The 16,952-nt window shown below is 42.8% G+C and carries 12 protein-coding genes; 5 read left to right on the forward strand and 7 right to left on the reverse strand.

The window, feature by feature from the left end; genetic code table 11:
• Position 1: 1 nt before the first annotated feature.
• The 6 genes from DCO56_RS08710 to DCO56_RS08735 form a co-directional block, all read right to left on the reverse strand.
• A complete protein-coding gene (locus tag DCO56_RS08710) occupies positions 2–1,033 on the reverse strand; it encodes a fasciclin domain-containing protein (RefSeq protein WP_108633349.1) in 1,032 nt (343 codons plus the stop codon).
• An 8-nt stretch (positions 1,034–1,041) separates the two neighbouring features.
• Positions 1,042–2,343: a hypothetical protein gene (locus DCO56_RS08715; RefSeq protein ID WP_245935801.1), complete on the reverse strand. Its 1,302-nt coding sequence runs from the start codon at positions 2,341–2,343 to the stop codon at positions 1,042–1,044.
• A complete protein-coding gene (locus tag DCO56_RS08720) occupies positions 2,344–4,080 on the reverse strand; it encodes a DUF4397 domain-containing protein (RefSeq protein WP_108633350.1) in 1,737 nt (578 codons plus the stop codon).
• 3 nt (positions 4,081–4,083) lie between these two features.
• Entirely contained in the window at positions 4,084–7,557 is a 3,474-nt protein-coding gene (locus DCO56_RS08725) for a carboxypeptidase-like regulatory domain-containing protein (protein WP_245935802.1), read from the reverse strand.
• A 121-nt stretch (positions 7,558–7,678) separates the two neighbouring features.
• Positions 7,679–8,881, reverse strand: a complete 1,203-nt coding sequence (locus DCO56_RS08730) for a FecR family protein (protein ID WP_108633351.1) — start codon at positions 8,879–8,881, stop codon at positions 7,679–7,681.
• A 233-nt stretch (positions 8,882–9,114) separates the two neighbouring features.
• The gene (locus DCO56_RS08735) at positions 9,115–9,714 is read right to left on the reverse strand and encodes a sigma-70 family RNA polymerase sigma factor (protein WP_108633352.1); all 600 of its coding nucleotides are present in this window, start codon (positions 9,712–9,714) and stop codon (positions 9,115–9,117) included.
• Positions 9,715–9,970: 256 nt separating this feature from the next.
• Here DCO56_RS08735 and DCO56_RS08740 point away from each other — a divergent pair, with 256 nt between their 5' ends.
• Positions 9,971–10,195: a hypothetical protein gene (locus tag DCO56_RS08740; protein ID WP_108633353.1), complete on the forward strand. Its 225-nt coding sequence runs from the start codon at positions 9,971–9,973 to the stop codon at positions 10,193–10,195.
• Between the two features lie 165 nt (positions 10,196–10,360).
• Positions 10,361–11,152 (forward strand): hypothetical protein, encoded by a 792-nt coding sequence (locus DCO56_RS08745; RefSeq protein ID WP_108633354.1) that lies wholly within the window; start codon positions 10,361–10,363, stop codon positions 11,150–11,152.
• 173 nt (positions 11,153–11,325) lie between these two features.
• Here the strand turns inward: DCO56_RS08745 and DCO56_RS08750 are convergent, their stop codons facing one another.
• Positions 11,326–11,838, reverse strand: a complete 513-nt coding sequence (locus DCO56_RS08750) for a hypothetical protein (protein WP_108633355.1) — start codon at positions 11,836–11,838, stop codon at positions 11,326–11,328.
• A gap of 235 nt (positions 11,839–12,073) precedes the next feature.
• Here DCO56_RS08750 and DCO56_RS08755 point away from each other — a divergent pair, with 235 nt between their 5' ends.
• The 3 genes from DCO56_RS08755 to DCO56_RS08765 all read left to right on the forward strand — a co-directional run bounded on the left by DCO56_RS08755 (position 12,074) and on the right by DCO56_RS08765 (position 16,947).
• Entirely contained in the window at positions 12,074–12,667 is a 594-nt protein-coding gene (locus DCO56_RS08755; RefSeq protein WP_108633356.1) for an RNA polymerase sigma factor, read from the forward strand.
• 89 nt (positions 12,668–12,756) lie between these two features.
• A complete protein-coding gene (locus tag DCO56_RS08760; RefSeq protein WP_108633357.1) occupies positions 12,757–13,839 on the forward strand; it encodes a FecR family protein in 1,083 nt (360 codons plus the stop codon).
• Between the two features lie 66 nt (positions 13,840–13,905).
• Positions 13,906–16,947, forward strand: coding sequence for a SusC/RagA family TonB-linked outer membrane protein (locus DCO56_RS08765; protein ID WP_108633358.1), 3,042 nt, complete (start codon positions 13,906–13,908; stop codon positions 16,945–16,947).
• The last annotated feature ends 5 nt before the right edge of the window (positions 16,948–16,952 follow it).

Consider the following 16,952-nt stretch of genomic DNA (forward strand, 5'->3'; position numbering starts at 1 on the left):
TTTAATTTCCAGTGTTTGTTAAAACAGCTTCATCCGGCAGGAACAATAATTGTTCGATATGATGTATTGTGCCGTTGTCTGTGAGGTAATTAACCTTATTATTGGCGGATAGTGGCGTGAACCTACCGTATTGACCGGCTTCTTGCGTCTGTACAGCAAACCAGCGGATATCTACGTTGTAAAAGATTTTTCGGCTCATTCGGACATCCCCTTCTATGGACGTTGCCAGAGATTGACCAGATAATTCCAAGTCCGTTAAGAAAATACGAGTATCAAACAGGTAGACGCCCATAAAACGATTGTAGAATTTTCCGGGATCCATTCGGTTTATGCTATCGAGCGTGATGCCAGCTTTCTCAAATGCCTGATTGTCGGGTGCCACCACCGACCATTCGCCTTGCGCAAGCCGTTCCCAATAACCGAACTTTTTGAGGCCGGCAACAAAAACGCTATATTCAGGTCGTTTCGAAAGAAAATGCTGTACATTTCCTTCCTGATATTTGAAACAAGCGTTGACAATGTTCAATATACCATTGGTCAAGGCAATATCGATGCGTATTGCTTCTACACCATTGACAAATACCCGTGTCTTATCCCATTGGGAGGTTCCGGCATGTTTTGAAATGATGAGATCCTTGCCTGCCATATTGGGATATTTTGCATCGAGTGTCTTGACCGGAATCTCCTCACTAGGTAGTATTTTGGCCAATATGTGATATTGAATCATGGTTTTCAGGCTGTCCTGATTAAGCTTGTCGAAATCCGAGGCACGGTATATCCCTATGGCATTGAAAGCAGCGTTGGTGGGTGCATATACGGTGACCTTTTCAGTTCCTGTCACCGCTTTCAATAGATCGGTTTTTAGCAAAGCGGCATGAAATAAGCTCAGGTCGAAATTGTTACCGATATAGTCCCCCACGTTCCGCGTTTCCGTGTTTCCTTCGTATACCATAAATTCATCATGACTACAAGCCTGCAAGAGCATGCAGCTCAGCAGAAAGAGGATATATATTTTAATTTTCGTTAGTTGCATCAGCTTAATTATTTATAGATAGGTGGATCAAACTTGCGTTGAATTGTAGTGAGATAGGCCTCTCCATTGACGACTTCTATGGTATTTACAGCAGGAAACGATTTAGGATTATTAAGGCCTGAATGCGTATTGATAAACATACTCGGGAATCGTGCTGAATTGCCTCTGCCGGGAAGTTGTACAAGTTCGTTGAGGCCATAGAAGCTTAGATGAGAACATAAGCCTTTGGGCATATTAGTTCCTCCGATACCCATTTCAATAAAAGTCAGCCCCGGTGCAAGGAAAGTGACCTGCTGTACCATATTGGTGGTAATGGTTTTTGTGCTGTCTGCAAATAGTGGAAAACTAAAATAATCACTTACGGTAGCCTCTTCGGTATCACGGTACAGCGGCTGAAGGAACCGCGCATGATATCCCGGTAACGCTGTTTCAACCGTATATGTGGTTGTCTCCTGTGGATAGAGGGATAGATAGACATTCATTTCGTCTTTTATACCATCTGTAAGAGTGATCATACCGTTGGGCTTTCTATCCTCGGAGGTTGAAAAGCCTTTGGCACTCATATTATAAAAATTAAGGTAAACCGATGAGTCGGAGAAAGGTAGCTTGTGGAAATTTTCCTGACGTAAGAGTAGTCCGTTCTCTTTCGTTTTAAAATCTTTCTGGACCACATGTAGCGTATAAATCTCTCGATCTTTCAGGTCATAGTTGCCTTCAGCGGCAATATTTTTTTTCAGATCATCGCTCAGTTGAAAAAATGGGATGTCATTGACAGGTCTAAAGTAGAAAACTATCCTGTGGGAGCCCGAAGGGATCTGAGCCCAACTGGAGAGATCAAATCCATTTATGATAGGACCTACCAGTACATTTTCCTTGCCCGGGTATTCAGGATTGTTTCGTTTGGTGCTTCCGGCACTGTGCGTAGGATAGGGAGCTGCATACCGTGCACGTTTGTCTAAAAAATCGCCGACGATAGCTGCCTTTACGGGGATACCGTTTTGATCAAATTCGGGATCAATAAGCATAGTTAAATAAGGTACGAGAAGCCCCTTGTCACCAAGGTTCACCTCATAGTTGAGGTTGTTGAATACCCTTAAGTAAGCTGGATTTTCGACCTCGTGATAATCTATCTTTGTACAGGAAACAAGAAATAAAAAGATAAAAAACAGACAAAATGCTTTGCTTTTATAGCCTATTGGATTGCCGTTCATGCCGAACGGAGTTCCGTTTCCGGGTGCTTGCTTTTTTTTGGACACCAGGTTGTTGTTAAAAGTGCCATTGCTCATAACTACTTGTCTAAATTGTCCCATTTATTTGGTATGTTTAACGATCATCATTCTGGATTTGTAGCGCGGATCCTCCGTTTGCTTCCCGATAAGGGCAATGCTGTAGGAGCCGATATCGGCATTGGGCAATGCGCCCCGTACTGCGAAAAGCTCTGGCTTCGCAATCAGATCCTGGGTTGTATAGATGGCTACCTCGTCTGCCCATGATCCGGGAGTGGTATTTTCGGTGGCATGATAAGCCATTATTTTTTGTGTTTGTATTTTGGTGTTGCCGCCCATTTGTACTAATCTGACATAAGGATTAATCCAAGGAATGTAACCCGGGGTCAATTGTTCTGTAGATCGTTCATTAAATGCCCATCCGTTATTGCTGAACGGTTTGCCATTATCGGAGGTGAAAGTAGCATAGGGAAAAACTATGTTAAAATTGAAAAAACGAACATCAGTGTAAAAGTTAGTTTTAAACCGTTCGTAAGTAGCGTCCTGTGTACCGCTTTGCCCACCAAAAGTGACACCAGATAAGTTGTTGTGCGATACGACCAGACTGTCTTTGCCCGTTGCCGTGCTATAAAGCCATACGGTATAGTTGTCGCCAGCTTTTACATCATAGTTTACAGCTGTCAAAGCGGTATTGTTGAGTATTGCCTGAAATTGAAGTTTCCCATGGATAGCAGGCATGTACGCTGTATGTGACCCAAACCCGACAGCTTCCGTGCTTTTACCACCAACCTTAAGGGATACAGCCCCAGCTTCAGCTCTGGCATTGACAAACTGGATACGTGCATAAGTATTGTTCACTGGCGGATCCATATCCGCTATAATTTGGAATCCATTCTGAACCTGATTGTGCGTATACTCCGGGTCATTGATATTTGGATAATCAAAAGGCTGAGAGTAAACCACGACTGTATATACACCGCCGGGTTTAAAGTTGGCGATCGGATTGTAGGTGAGGTAAGTAGGGATGACCGCCGTTCTGTTTTCAATATAACTGATGGATGAGGTCATATAGTCCATTGTAAGACTTCCGGTAGAGGGCAGTTGTCTCTGGTTTTCCGTAAGTACTTTAAGTTGATAGGTTCCATAAGGGATCTCCACATAGTCCGATACCTTGCCGACAGGGACATGGCTGAGCGCATTGTTGATTGCTGTTCCATCCGACCATGTCAGACTTACAGGCCCGTATAGATCTTCTATTGCTTCCTGTGTGACCTGGCTCTCACCCGGTTTTTCGGCGAAGTTGATAATTCGGATTTTGCAGTTCTCCGGGTTGCGTGGAGACTCTACACTTCGAGGCACTTCGATTACTTCGGGGAGCCCTACATTATAATAATCACCCAGCAACGTGTAATAATCTACCGAATTGCCTTTATCCTGTATTTTAAATTTTTTCTGGAGACCTATGCCAATTCCCTGATAGGCGACATAAGTAACCTCGATATCCGCACTGTTTTGTTTGTTAAGTAGGTCTTGGGGAACATTCCACAGCGTTCCGAGGCGACCATCTACGGGGAAATATTTGGTAGGAGGGTACTTACCAGCCATAGGATCCGTTTCTCCTTTTCGGATAACGAAATTGGTAATACTGTCTCCGTTTACGATTACCTGATTTGAACCGCCCAGGTTAACGATGCGCACATTGGAACTTTTGGAAGCCCCGGTGTTGTATCTGTTATCTACTTCTTCGACAAATTTGTCCTTAGAACAGGATACAAAGAGTCCGAGCAGGAGCAGGACGAATATTTTTTTACTACTTTTCATATGCTAGAATAGATTATAGGTAAAACCAAGCATCACTTCACTTCCGCGTTTGTAGCTACGGTTTATGTATTCATTTCCATACCATTTGCCACCAGTGTTTGGGTTGGCATATACGGTCTTGATCGCTGGGTTGAGAATGTTTTTGGCATAGCCCTTAAAGGTCAACCGGGACACTATTTTCTGGCTAAAGACAAAATCAAGCGTCGGTGTCGGCTGTGTATACAGATCCGGTTCCCCGGTCAGGTTGATCTGGATCAGGCGTTCACCAACCATATTGAATGTCGTGGTCAGGTCTGTTCCGGTTTTTTTATTGTTGTAATTTAGCCAGGCATTGATGGAATAAGGAGCCTGTTCAAACAAAGGGCTGTTGAGTGGAGCATGGCGATCGATAAATCGGTTTGCAGCAAGTCTTTCTTCGGATTTCTTGATTTCGCTTTGCGCAATCAACAGATTTGATCCAAAAAAAAGCACATCTTTTTGTCCCCAGAATTTACTCAGGTCTTTTACGGCTTCAAATTCCAATCCCCAGACTCGCCCAGTATTTTTATCGTTTTGAAACTGTATGATCGGAAATTCAGGATAGGTCGCCGCGAGACCCTCCGTTTTCAGGCTGAATACCTTGACCAATTGATTGTCGATTTGTTTTCCAAAGGCAGAAATGGCAAATACTTCACCTGCCGCCGGAAACCATTCCCATCGAAAATCGAGGTTCTGCGTCTTCTGGTTGATCAGATCCCGGTTACCGACGATTAAGCCCATTTGATAAGGGTCAAATTCAAAGACGTTGGTAATCTCCCGAAGTTCAGGTCGTGCCAAGGTACTATTGTATGCCAGGCGAAAATTCATGTCTTTTCTGTATTTATAAGTCAGGTTGGCCGAGTAATACGGAACGTATTTCGTCTTATATACCGAGTTGGCATCTCCAAAAGGGGTGACTAAAATATTGCCTTCCTCGTCCACAGAGGCCAGTTTGGGATCCACGTAAACGTCTTTGGTGTCTACCCGTGTCTGAATATTTGTTTTTTCGACCCGTACACCACCCGTCAAGCGGATATTTTTGGACAGCTGTAGATCAAGCATGGCGTACGCCGCCCGGGTTTCGTAGAAACCTTTATAATTATTGGGTGATTTTTTGCTGTTGTACAAAAAGCCACCTACGGGAATTTCACCTTCACCATTACCGCCGGAGGGTACTTTTATGCCGATTACTTCGTTGCTGACCATCCGGTTGAGGTTACCCTCCACATCAAGAAGTGTAATCCGGCCGAGGTCGTTGAAGTTAGAGCCCGGGAGAAAGAGAATATTTTCGGTAAAATGGCGCTCTCTAAAAAGATAGTTAACGCCGGTTTTTAATTCTTGCTTTTGACCGAGAAAAGGAAAAGGAATGCTAAGATCCGCTTTATGGTTGTAACTGTCTTCGTTGAGGTTTCTCCAGCGTCGACCATTCGGCTCGGCCTGAATGGTTCCATAAGTACCAAAGCCGTTTACATAACCCGAGCTTAGGGCATAAAGATGTTCGGTGTACGCCCATTCGCTATTTGCGCCACCTGTCGTACCCACGATTGGTTTCAGGTAATAGGTGCCACCTACCGGAACATAGTCTATCAATGAGACATAGCGAAAATCAGGATCATTTTGGCTAGATTTAGACATGGAGAGATTATAGCTCAATCGTGGAGAATAGCTGGATTTTAAGAACTTGTGCTCCCCCTGAAAATTAAAAGTCTGCAAATCCCGTAGCGTTTGCTTCAAGGAATAGATGGTACTATAAACATCTCCGGTTAGTCCGGTATATTCATACGCTCCCCTCATGTTGGTAGCCTTTGATTCTCCCCCCCAGCTTCCCACATACTGTGCACTGATCTCATGACGGGGATTGAACCGGTACGTTAATCCGGCGAGCACACCATAATTAAGTGTCTCTACTCCCGTATTCTCCTTATAGGATTGATATTTTCCCATATATAAGCTGTTTGGTGTAATATAATTTGGGATATGACGGTAGCTGTAGATATCCGGATTACCTGTGACCACACCCTGGTAAATACTATACTGGGTAAGATCCCCATTGTATATATCCGTTGTGCGTCGGTAGTAGTTTCCGCCGAGTATCACGCCCAGGGTATGCTTGTCATCAAATAGTTTATATGAATTTCCAAACGTAGCAGAGTAAAGTTGGTTGAGGGGAGCACGTCGGTGCTTGGTCGTCATGACCGGATCAAAACTTTGCATGATGCCGTTTATCCGTTGTACCTCTGTTCTTGCTGCCGGACTGTAGCCACTGTTTGCAATCAGATTATGGATATCACCGAGTCCTTTGGGGTATTGAGTGGAAAGGTTCAGAAAATCTGATGTCAAGTTTTTATGATTGATCTTGGTACCGAGCAGCCCCATGTCACTGTTCCAGAAACTATTGTATTGGCCACCTACCCCAATATTGGAGTTGAATCCCGTTTGCGCGATAAGCTCAAAAGTCATGCTATCCGGTACTGACTTTGTTTTAAGTTCCACAATCCCAGAGGCAGCATCGGCAGGTTTATCGGGTGTAACTGTTTTGTATACGGTGATATTATCCAGCAGCGAGGCCGGTACCAAATCCAAGGGAATGGAGCTTTTGTCAGGATCGGAGGATGCGAGACGGACACCGTTCAGTTGGCCGATAACGGAGCGATCCCCCAGTCCGCGTACGGCGACATACTTGTCGTCTGTTACGGTGACACCGGTTACCCGGGAAAGAGCCTGCGTTGTGGTGATGCTGGCTGTGCGTTCGATCAGCTGTGCAGAGATGGCATCCTGCACGATAGAAGAATTTTTTCGCTCTTCGAGTACCGCTGCTTCCGTATTGGTGCGGCGACGGGCTTGTACACTTACGGCTACTTCCTCAAGTCTTTCAGACGCTTCGCTCATTTTTACAAGGATACTGTCATTGGACCCGACCTTGATTTCCTGCGGCTCCATACCTAAAAAAGTAAATAGGAGCGAAGCTCCGGTTGCGGTAATCGTAATCGAGAAATTTCCATTTGCGTCTGTCGATGTAGCAGCCTGTGCACCTTTGACGCGCACCGAAACACCCGAAAGTGGTTTACCGCTCATATTGGTGACCCGACCTTTTACCTGTCGCTGTTGTAACCTGTCGGGTGTACTGGTTTTATTTTCAGGTAGTTTTGAAATGCTTACATATTTGTCTTTGATCAGGTATGTATAAGGTTGTCCGCTAAAACAAGCCTTTATTGCCTGGTCTAGGCTGACATTAGTTACACGAATATTAACGGGTTTTGCATTATTAAAAATAGCTGTATTATACAGAAAACTGAAGCCGGTTTGCTTCCTGATCTCCTCCAGCACAAGATATATACTGCTGTTACGTTTTTCCAGCGTCACACGCTGGGCATATGTAAAAGCACTTACCTGTACAAAAAAGCAGGTCATTAATACCATGGTGATTTTCATAACACGCATGATTTGATAAAAATTCATACTTTTGTTGAAGTTAAATTATCTATTGATGTTAGGACATTACTTTGGTAGCTTAACTATTCGGCCAAAGGTGGTGCAAACACCTTTGGCTATTTTATTAAGCAAGCTCATTTTTAGGGAACTAATCGCTCACTGTCAACCTCCTTCCTGCAATCTTTATTTTGACCTCTTTTGTAGACTCGATCATGTCTACGATAGAAGAGAGCGGTATGGAACGGGATATGATTCCGGTAAATTTAATTTTACTATACTGCGACGGACAGTTAATTTCAAGATCATACCAGCGGGCGAGCTGTTTGAGCATCTTGTCAAGATCTTCGCCTTTAAATACAAATTCTCCATTTTTCCAGGCCAGTTGTTGTTGAATGTCTGCGGTATGTACAGATAGTTTATCCGAGAGTAAGGATTCTTGCCCGGGTTTTAATAAGACAGATGCACCATTCAGGGAAGATGTCACACGGACGCTGCCTTCCACCAGTGTGGTTCTTATAGTGGGCTCATCTTGATACGCATTGATATTAAATTGCGTACCTAAGACCTGAATCATTTGTTTGTCGGTCTCAACGACGAAGGGCAGAGCCTCGTGGCTATGCGGGCGTTTTAGTTTTGCTACTTCAAAATAGACTTCTCCGGTCATTTTTACCCGACGCTCGCGCTGGTCAAAACGGGTCGGATAACTTAAGGAAGAAGCTGCATTCAACCAAGCTTTCGAGCCATCAGGGAGAATGATTCGATACTGACCCCCTTTGGGTGTGGACACCTTATTGAAGGCTAGCGATCTTACTGCTGCCTGACTTTCGCTGTGGTAGACAATTTCACCTGCAGCAGTTTTTTCGACATGTACACCGAATTGGTCGGCCAATTTTCCACTCTTGGCATCAGACAATGCGATTGTCGATCCATCGGCAAGAGTCAGTAACGCTTTGTCGCTACCCGGCACGATTTGATGACCTTTCTGCGCCAGCTTTTTCTGGTTTTCACTGCCGTTGTCAAGATGGAATAATAAGCCAAAAGAAACCATGATCAAGACCGCGGCCGCAGCTATATAGGGACCCCATTTTTTTGGAAACCCAGTCCTTATTTCTTGCTCGGACATCGGAATAGCATACCTCGTCTTGAAAGCCAATAACTTGTCATTCAACTCGTCCTGTTCGGTGTTTTTTTCAGGCAACAGATCTGGTATTAATTCGTCCATGACATCGTCAAACAAATTTTTATTCCCCGGATCGGATATCAAGAGAATTACTTCCTGTCTTTCCTGATCTGTTATATCACCTAAAAGGTATTTTTTTATCAGCTTACGCTGCCGCTGGTTTACATTCATCCACTGAAATTATTTCTCGTGCGCTATTGGGCAATCTTTAAGACGATTTTTGCTGTCAACAAAAGAATGCGTATACATAAACACAAACACATTTTTCTCCTGATACCACCCAATGGGCTTTAAAGTAAATTGTAGTGTATTGAAAATCAGTGGAATAAAATAGTAGATAGCTGTCCGTTGACGGTTATCCTTCGCGCCGCTTGAGATCGAATAGCGGGCTGTCGGGGAGGCGATTAAAAAAAGAGGTTCAATGAAAGGATGACAAGTACTGAAACCAGTTTCTCTGCAAGTTGGCGGCGGCATATGGCCAAGGCGGAAACCATGTATTTCTCCACGACATTGATCGAAATACCCAACTTTTCACTGATTTGTGCATAAGTTAGGTTTTCTTCCCGACTCATACGGAAGACCAATTGTTTTTGAGGAGATAGATGATTGATTGTCTCTTCATATATCCTAATCATCTCAGCATCCAAGATATTTCCATCTACCGTGCTGCTTGATAGCAGCTTTTCTTCGGGAATATTATCTATGTGTACCGTTTCAGCCAACTTGGAACGGAAGTGATTATAGACCGCATTCTTGAGCGCCCGGCGGAGATAAAAGCTAAACTCGATATTTTCAGGCAATTTTTCTCTGTTTTTCCAAATCCGGAAGAGGACATCCATCGCTAATTCTTCACTCATAGGTTTATCCCGGATAAACTTAAAGCAATATTGAAAGGACGCTCTATGGTAACGCTTAAACAGCATATCGAATGCTCCCTGATCCCCATTGATAAAGCGGCGCAAAAGTATGGAATCTGACAATACGGTTAACACTTCCTTTTTCATAGTAATTATGCTATGGTAGTGCTACAAATATCGACGCCTCAAGTTAACTGAGTATTAGTAAATCATTAATTGTATTTCTTAAAATAATTTCTGTTCAATATAATCTAGCATGCTTCGTATTTACCGATGATGACAACCAGACAAATATTCGAATTTGTTAATCCTGTTTCAGAACTAAAAACGCTTTCCCAATTCTTTCCTAAATTGATATATAGCTTAGGTTATCATAATATTTAAAAATTAAAACTTGAGTGATATGACTAATTGGAATTTAATAAGAGGAGCGGAAGGAACATTGTCTGCCCAAGATATCAGAAGAAATATTCTATCTTACATTATCAAAAATCACCCTGCAAGCCTGATTCAGTGCATTGAAAAAGAGTATAATACTTACCGGATTGATATTCTGGGTAGTGATAGTCTACTATTCGATTTGCAAGGCCAATTTGTAAAAGCAAATATCAGAAAAATCAAAGGATAGACCTGCAGTGACTAAGCAATTTCTAGCGTCCAGATTGATTGGAAAAGCTTACTGAGGGATCCTGTCCGGGTTGCTCTGTCCTTGTCGCTAAAGATGGATCTTTGGCATAGAAGATGTGGGATTATCAGCATTAAACCGTAAATTCATCGATTAAATACCTTTAACATGATATTTCTATACCGATGTCTTCGTTTGTCTGCGCTACTAGCGACATTAATATTTTCTACGAATGTTTTTGGACAAAAACAATCTAGTGTTGATAGCAATGCTCTTGCGCTTCAATTCGTTGACCGATTACTTCCTGAAGGCAACTATACCGCAGCGGTGTTGGGAACTCCCCGGCCGAATGCATCGCAGGGTGCAATTGTTCAGAAAATGAAACTTGCCATCAAGGACAATGAAGACTGGTTTCTCCAAGTCATGAACGAACTAAAACCCGGAGAGCCTATGCCATATCACAAAAATCTAGGCATTAGCGAAGAGGAGTATGCCGCTTTTATGCAGTTTTCGCAATCTATAAAAATAGACAAAGTAGGAGCGATAGCGCTTAAGGTCATCCGCAGGGACAGCAGTTTACATTTCGAACCCACAGATTTCGGAGATTATTTAAAATATCTGGTTATCGATTTAAAAGATCACAGGGTCATGGTTGATCGTCTGGGCTTGCCATACAAAGGGCAGATCACTATGGATGCCAAGCGGACGACACTGGTAGCTGGACCTTGGAAAGGATACTCCTGGCGACTCGAAGAATTTCGGAAAGAAGGACAATTAATTGCAGATCCGAATAAAGTAGATCCGACAGAAATGCGGGAAATGGATATAAAATCTGTCGAGGTTATTGTAGGCAAACTAGATCACAGCGATCAGTGTTTTCTTTATCTCAAAAGTGATATTGTCAATAAAGGCCACGTTCTTGCAAAACAGGATTTAGCCTTTTTATTAACCAAAGAATAAATTATCGAGAAGTTCAATAGAACCTTCACTGCGAAGTATTCCAATGCCTAGCGGAGAAATACAACTTCTCCAAATCCCACAGTTGTCTGAGTGTATCTCCAACGAAGTATTGAAATTCTAATTAAGAGAGAGGTTACAGTAATTATTTTATTACTGCAACCTGGGTATCTCTATCACCCTTCAGACATTGCTAAGGTGAGGTTAGTCGTAAATTCTAGGCCAGTGGTTGTCAGCGCCTTTATTGTAACCTTATAGCTACCAGCTTTTAAGCTGTCGCTTTTTTTTACGGAAACTACACCTGTTTGTGTATTTACACTAAACAGCTTTTCGCTATCAGCAAATGCAATTCCATCTTTTTGTATTGAAACCAGTTCAAATGTAGATTTATATTTTTTCGGATATAATGTTGGAGCCGCCGAGACATAACCATTTGAAAGACCGATATGTATCAGGCTAAAGTCAATAGTAAGGTTTAGATCGGGATAATATTGTCCAAACAAAAATTTAATTTGTGGAATCAGAATGACCCTGAAGGTGGTGGAAGCGACCGGAAAACCATCTTTCCTCAGTTCGGGAGTCAGCTCGAACGACTTTTCAGCTTTCTTTTCCGGATCGCCAGCATCTTTTGATAACTTGATATGCGTACCCGATATTGAAGCAATATTTTCCTGTCCATCCTTTTTCATCAAATGAAAGCTAGCGCCAGCAATTGGGATACCAAGCGGGTCTATTTCAAAATCAGTAGACCGTATTGGACTATTAAAGGATTAAAAAACGGATCATAAAAGCCTCATTAAATCATCTCATAGTAAATCATTTTGTCAGCAATATAGAATTTTATTTAGGCTCCAATGATTTTGATTTAGTAATTTTATCTGTATATTAAGTTCATCGTTCGTACCAATTATATGAATTTACCAAATGAAATCTCCTAAAGAAACTATTACACTGCAAAAACTTAAAAATGGAGACCTTAATTCATTTAATGAAATTTATTTCCAATATTCTCCCAAGATCTATATCAGATTGATCCGACTGGTCAAAGATCAAAGCGTTGCTGAAGAAATTCTTCAGGACGTATTTACCAAAATATGGCTTCATCGCGAAAGGATTGATCCTACCAAAGGGTTTGTCTCCTTTCTCAACCATATTTCGGATAATTTAGCCATGGATTTCTTTCGAAAAGTACAGAGAGACAAGGCGCTTCAATTGGAAATATGGGCTTCAGCAATAGAATTGTATTATCATACCGAAGAAAAGCTGTTTTTCAAAGATAAACAGCAGATGCTGACCAAAGCAATTGATTCCCTGAGCCCCAAACGAAAGGAGATTCTGATGCTTAACAAATTTGAAGACAAAAGTTATAAAGAAATAGCCGATTTGATGGGTATTTCAGTCTCTACGGTGAGCAACCAATTGGTGAGTGCGCTCAAAGATATCAAAGAATATATTCAAAAAAACTACCGCGATGAATATATAATTAGTTTTTTTGCGGCTTTTTTATTTACGTTATAAAAAAAAATAAAAAAGCAATAGTGTGATTCTCTCTGGCAGACGTATAGATAAACAAATACAGCACTGCATTGAACTAATTATAGAAAATTTTGAAAGAGCAAGCCTTTAAAGATCAATTGTTGGCGTATATCCACAATCGCCTGGATGCGCAGTATTATGAGTCGTTTTTTAACGAAATGGCTGAGATGGATACTGCAACTTTGGAATTGTGGATCGCTGAGGTACTCGATCAGGATGAAGGACAAGCGTTGGAGCAGATTGCCTTACCAGATTTAAACATCGTTCATCAGAAGGTGCTCGATGATATCTATGCCATCGATCCACCCAAGCCCGCGCTCATCCGGAGAATAAGCCCGTGGACCTGGGCTTCCTGTGCTGCCGTGCTGCTCTGTGTACTGTCGGTTCTCTTTTTGAAAAATTTCTCCACCTCACCACAAGAGCAAATCACTTGGTATGAAAATAAAAATGCTTATACGGTCTACGCGAAGCTTCCTGATAGCACCACTGTTATCCTATATCCACATGCAAAAATCAGATTCGAATATAATGGCCGGGGCCAACGTGATGTACAGCAGGTGCAGGGGCGTGTTGTTTATAAAGTGCACAAAAACAAAAACGCACCTTTTCAAGTCAATTACAAAGGATATTTGACTACAGCCTTGGGGACAATATTCAGCGTAGACCCCAAGGATGCCGATCATGTGCTTATAAAATTAATGGAAGGTAAAATCTCTGTAGGACCATTTACCAGGGATAGCCGAAGCTTAATATACCTCAAACCAAAAGAGGAAGTGTTGGTCAACTTAAATCTACAGCAGATGATTAAGTTTTCTGAGCCCGAATTGACAAAATCTCATCCCGCCCGCGTGGATAAGGAGTTAAAGAAACTTATTCCAAATCTAACCGCCAATGTAGAGTGGAGCAATCAGTCCGTCAAATTCAACCAAACCAAAAATGTTCAGCTGTTAAAAGTAATCGAAAGCCTTTATGACGTCTCGGTCATATGCGACAGTCCTGACTTACTCAACAGTTCATTTACGGGAAGCTTAAATAGTAAGGAATCGCTAACCAATTTCTTGACCAGTTTCTGCCAATTGAACGGTTGTACATTCCAGGTAAATAATGGTATTGTCAACATTAGTAATTCGGGAAGAAAGGAGGACGTACAGTAGGATAGAATCAACCCAGCGCGAAAAATAAACCAATATATAAATCAGAATAACCAACTGTAAACAATTATGAAGCATATTCTAATAAAATTAATGCTCTTGGGATTGCTATTTCCATACTTTTCTGTAGGATTTGCGCAATCTAACCTGAAAGTAAGTGGTAAAATAGTGGACAGCGAAGGTAGTACATTGCCGGGTGCTACTATTGATCTTATCCATGAAAAGACCAGCAAAAAACTCCATTTTGTGGCCGATAACAACGGATTGTTTGTTTTGAGCCCTCTCGTTGCTGGTGAAAATTACACGATCTATGCCCACCATCTTGGATACGACACCGATTCGGTTAAGCATTTCGTGGCAACGGCAACCAGCAAAAATACCGTGCTCATCCGCTTGAAATCAAACACTGGAATGATGGATGAAGTTATCATCGTCGGTTACGGGACACAGAAAAAAGTCAATCTGACGGGCGCAGTATCCGCAGTGTCGGGCGATGACCTGAACAACAGGCCCGCCGGGCAAACCTCTTCGGCCCTTCAGGGCATGGCCTCGGGAGTGACCGTTACACAGCGTTCCGGTAAGCCGGGGGCGGACGGCGCCGATATCCGTATTCGCGGTATCGGTACACTTGGTAATGCAGCTCCGCTGGTGCTCATAGATGGGATCGAAGGCTCCATCAATAATATAGATCCCAATTTGATCGAGAATATCTCGATACTAAAAGATGCGGCATCCTCATCGATCTATGGCTCTAGGGCAGCCAATGGTGTTATCTTGGTCACGACCAAAAGAGGGAGTTCCGATAAAGTTGCGATAGCGTACAATAATTATTTCGGCTGGCAGTCGGCAACTAATATGCCGAAGATTGTTAATGCCTTAGATCATATGCTCCTGACAAATGAAGCCTATACAAATGTTGGAGCAAGCCCGCTGTATCCCGAAGATATCATTGCCGCATATCGCAACCAAGGCAACGGCAGTTCGGATGAGTATCCAAATACAGATTGGCAAAAGGAGTCATTGCAGGGAAATGGATTCCAGCAAAGCCATTTCCTAACGGTCAATTCCGGAACAAACAAGGTGAAAATGCTGACTTCTGTCGGTTATTTTGATCAAAAAGGTTTGACGCTGAATAGTTCGTTTAAGCGCTATACCATACGCAACAACGTGGATGTTAAGTTTTCAGATCAATTGGCCCTAAAATTTGATTTCCAATACGTCAATCCGATCGTGGTCTCACCGGCGGCCAGCATCGAAGAGCTTTTTCAGTGGATGAGCAGCATTCCGGCCAATCAATCCTTTAGAAATTCCAACGGCACATGGGGATTGGGCTGGAATGGAAATAATCCCGTTTCGGCGGCAGCCGATGGCGGTGTTGCCACCAACAAAAGTCCATTTGGCAGTATCAACGCCTCATTGATCTATAAACCCAAAGAATGGTTGACTGCTGAGGTCAATTATGCACCGAAATATGCGACTCAGGTTAACAAGAATTTCAGAAAAGCAGTACAGTCGTATTTCCCAAACGGCACGCCAAGCTTTTCAGTTCCGGTCCGCACGGCACTTACCCAATACAATAGCCAGGAACTTTTTAATAATATGAGAGCCACCTTGACGCTCAACAAGGATTTTGGTCCACATCAGTTAAAGGCATTGGTTGGTGGTTCGCGGGAAGATTATAAGATTGATTATACCCAGGGATTTAGAGACAGCTATGTGCTCCCTGACTATGAAGTGCTCAATGCAGGGTCTGCACTGAATCAGTCGGCTACTGGAAGCGCTTCTGAGTGGGCATTACAATCCTTATTCTCCCGTATCAATTATGTATTCAAAGATCGTTATCTTTTGGAACTCAACGCACGCTATGATGGCTCCTCCAGGTTTGCCAAAGGCAAGCGCTATGGATTTTTTCCTTCGGCATCAGCCGGATGGCGTTTTTCCGAAGAGGAATTCCTGGCCACATCCAAAAGCTGGCTGACAGAAGGGAAAATTAGGGCGTCATGGGGGAAATTGGGAAATCAGAATATTGGAACTTATCCAGCGGTGGCATCATTGAACCTCGGATCATACACGTTGGGCAATGGTATCGTCAATACGGCAGCCCTAAATGATATGTCAAATCCCAACATTACCTGGGAGTCAACCGAGGAAAAAAACATCGGTATTGATCTCTCCTTATTTAAGCGCTGGACCATTACGGCCGATCTATACAACCGGAAAACCAGCGACATATTACTTCAACTAGATATCCCACTGATTATTGGATTAAACAAACCGTATCAAAATGCGGGAGTCGTCGAAAATAAAGGTTGGGAACTTTCCATGGGCTATCGGAGTGATCCTGGCAAAGCCTTTAAATATAATTTTACCGTTAACCTCTCTGATGTCAAAAACAAAGTGTTGGATATGCAGGGAATCAATCAGACCGGTTTGACCGTCAATCGCGAAGGCTATCCCATTAATTCCATCTTTGGCTATCTTTCGGAAGGTTTTTTCCAGACTGCCGATGAAGTGAAAGCACATGCCACACAGTTTGGTACCTTGGCTCCGGGTGACCTCAAATACCGCGATCAAAATGGCGATGGTATGGTCAATGAATCCGATAAGGTCATCATCGGTAGTACGATTCCACGATATACCTATTCGCTCAATTCCAATTTGAGTTTCAAAGGATTCGATTTAAGTTTTTTGTTACAGGGTGTGGGGAAAGCCGATGGTTACCTCTATGGTGCCGGTATCCAGCCTTTTACAACCACCGGGGCGATTGGCGGTACGATTCGTGAGGACAATAAAGACCGATGGACACCTGACAATACCACGGCCAAATATCCGCGCTTAGCTTTCGGGCAGAACAACAACCAGCAATCCTCCCAGTTTTGGATGAAAAATGCCGCCTACCTTAGGCTGAAGAATTTACAGCTCGGCTATACGTTTCAGGCAGACCTACTAAAGTCCATCGGACTAAATAGGCTCCGGGTATTTGTCAATGGCTCAAACCTATTCAGCGTAGACAAGTTTTGGGATGGATATGACGTCGAAGCACCTGTGGGTTATGGCAATTTTTACCCACAGGTCAAAGTATATTCTTTTGGACTGGATATTACATTATAAACTTT

Origin of the sequence: Sphingobacterium athyrii, assembly GCF_003071065.1 — a bacterium.
Taxonomy (GTDB): Bacteria; Bacteroidota; Bacteroidia; order Sphingobacteriales; family Sphingobacteriaceae; genus Sphingobacterium; species Sphingobacterium athyrii.

Coding starts and splice junctions, on each gene's coding strand:
- DCO56_RS08720 (WP_108633350.1), bottom strand. CDS start 4,080: ATGAAAAGTAGTAAAAAAATATTCGTCCTGCTCCTGCTCGGACTCTTT.
- DCO56_RS08730 (WP_108633351.1), bottom strand. CDS start 8,881: ATGAATGTAAACCAGCGGCAGCGTAAGCTGATAAAAAAATACCTTTTA.
- DCO56_RS08710 (WP_108633349.1), bottom strand. CDS start 1,033: ATGCAACTAACGAAAATTAAAATATATATCCTCTTTCTGCTGAGCTGC.
- DCO56_RS08740 (WP_108633353.1), top strand. CDS start 9,971: ATGACTAATTGGAATTTAATAAGAGGAGCGGAAGGAACATTGTCTGCC.
- DCO56_RS08755 (WP_108633356.1), top strand. CDS start 12,074: ATGAAATCTCCTAAAGAAACTATTACACTGCAAAAACTTAAAAATGGA.
- DCO56_RS08715 (WP_245935801.1), bottom strand. CDS start 2,343: ATGGGACAATTTAGACAAGTAGTTATGAGCAATGGCACTTTTAACAAC.
- DCO56_RS08735 (WP_108633352.1), bottom strand. CDS start 9,714: ATGAAAAAGGAAGTGTTAACCGTATTGTCAGATTCCATACTTTTGCGC.
- DCO56_RS08765 (WP_108633358.1), top strand. CDS start 13,906: ATGAAGCATATTCTAATAAAATTAATGCTCTTGGGATTGCTATTTCCA.
- DCO56_RS08750 (WP_108633355.1), bottom strand. CDS start 11,838: ATGAAAAAGGATGGACAGGAAAATATTGCTTCAATATCGGGTACGCAT.
- DCO56_RS08725 (WP_245935802.1), bottom strand. CDS start 7,557: ATGAATTTTTATCAAATCATGCGTGTTATGAAAATCACCATGGTATTA.
- DCO56_RS08745 (WP_108633354.1), top strand. CDS start 10,361: ATGATATTTCTATACCGATGTCTTCGTTTGTCTGCGCTACTAGCGACA.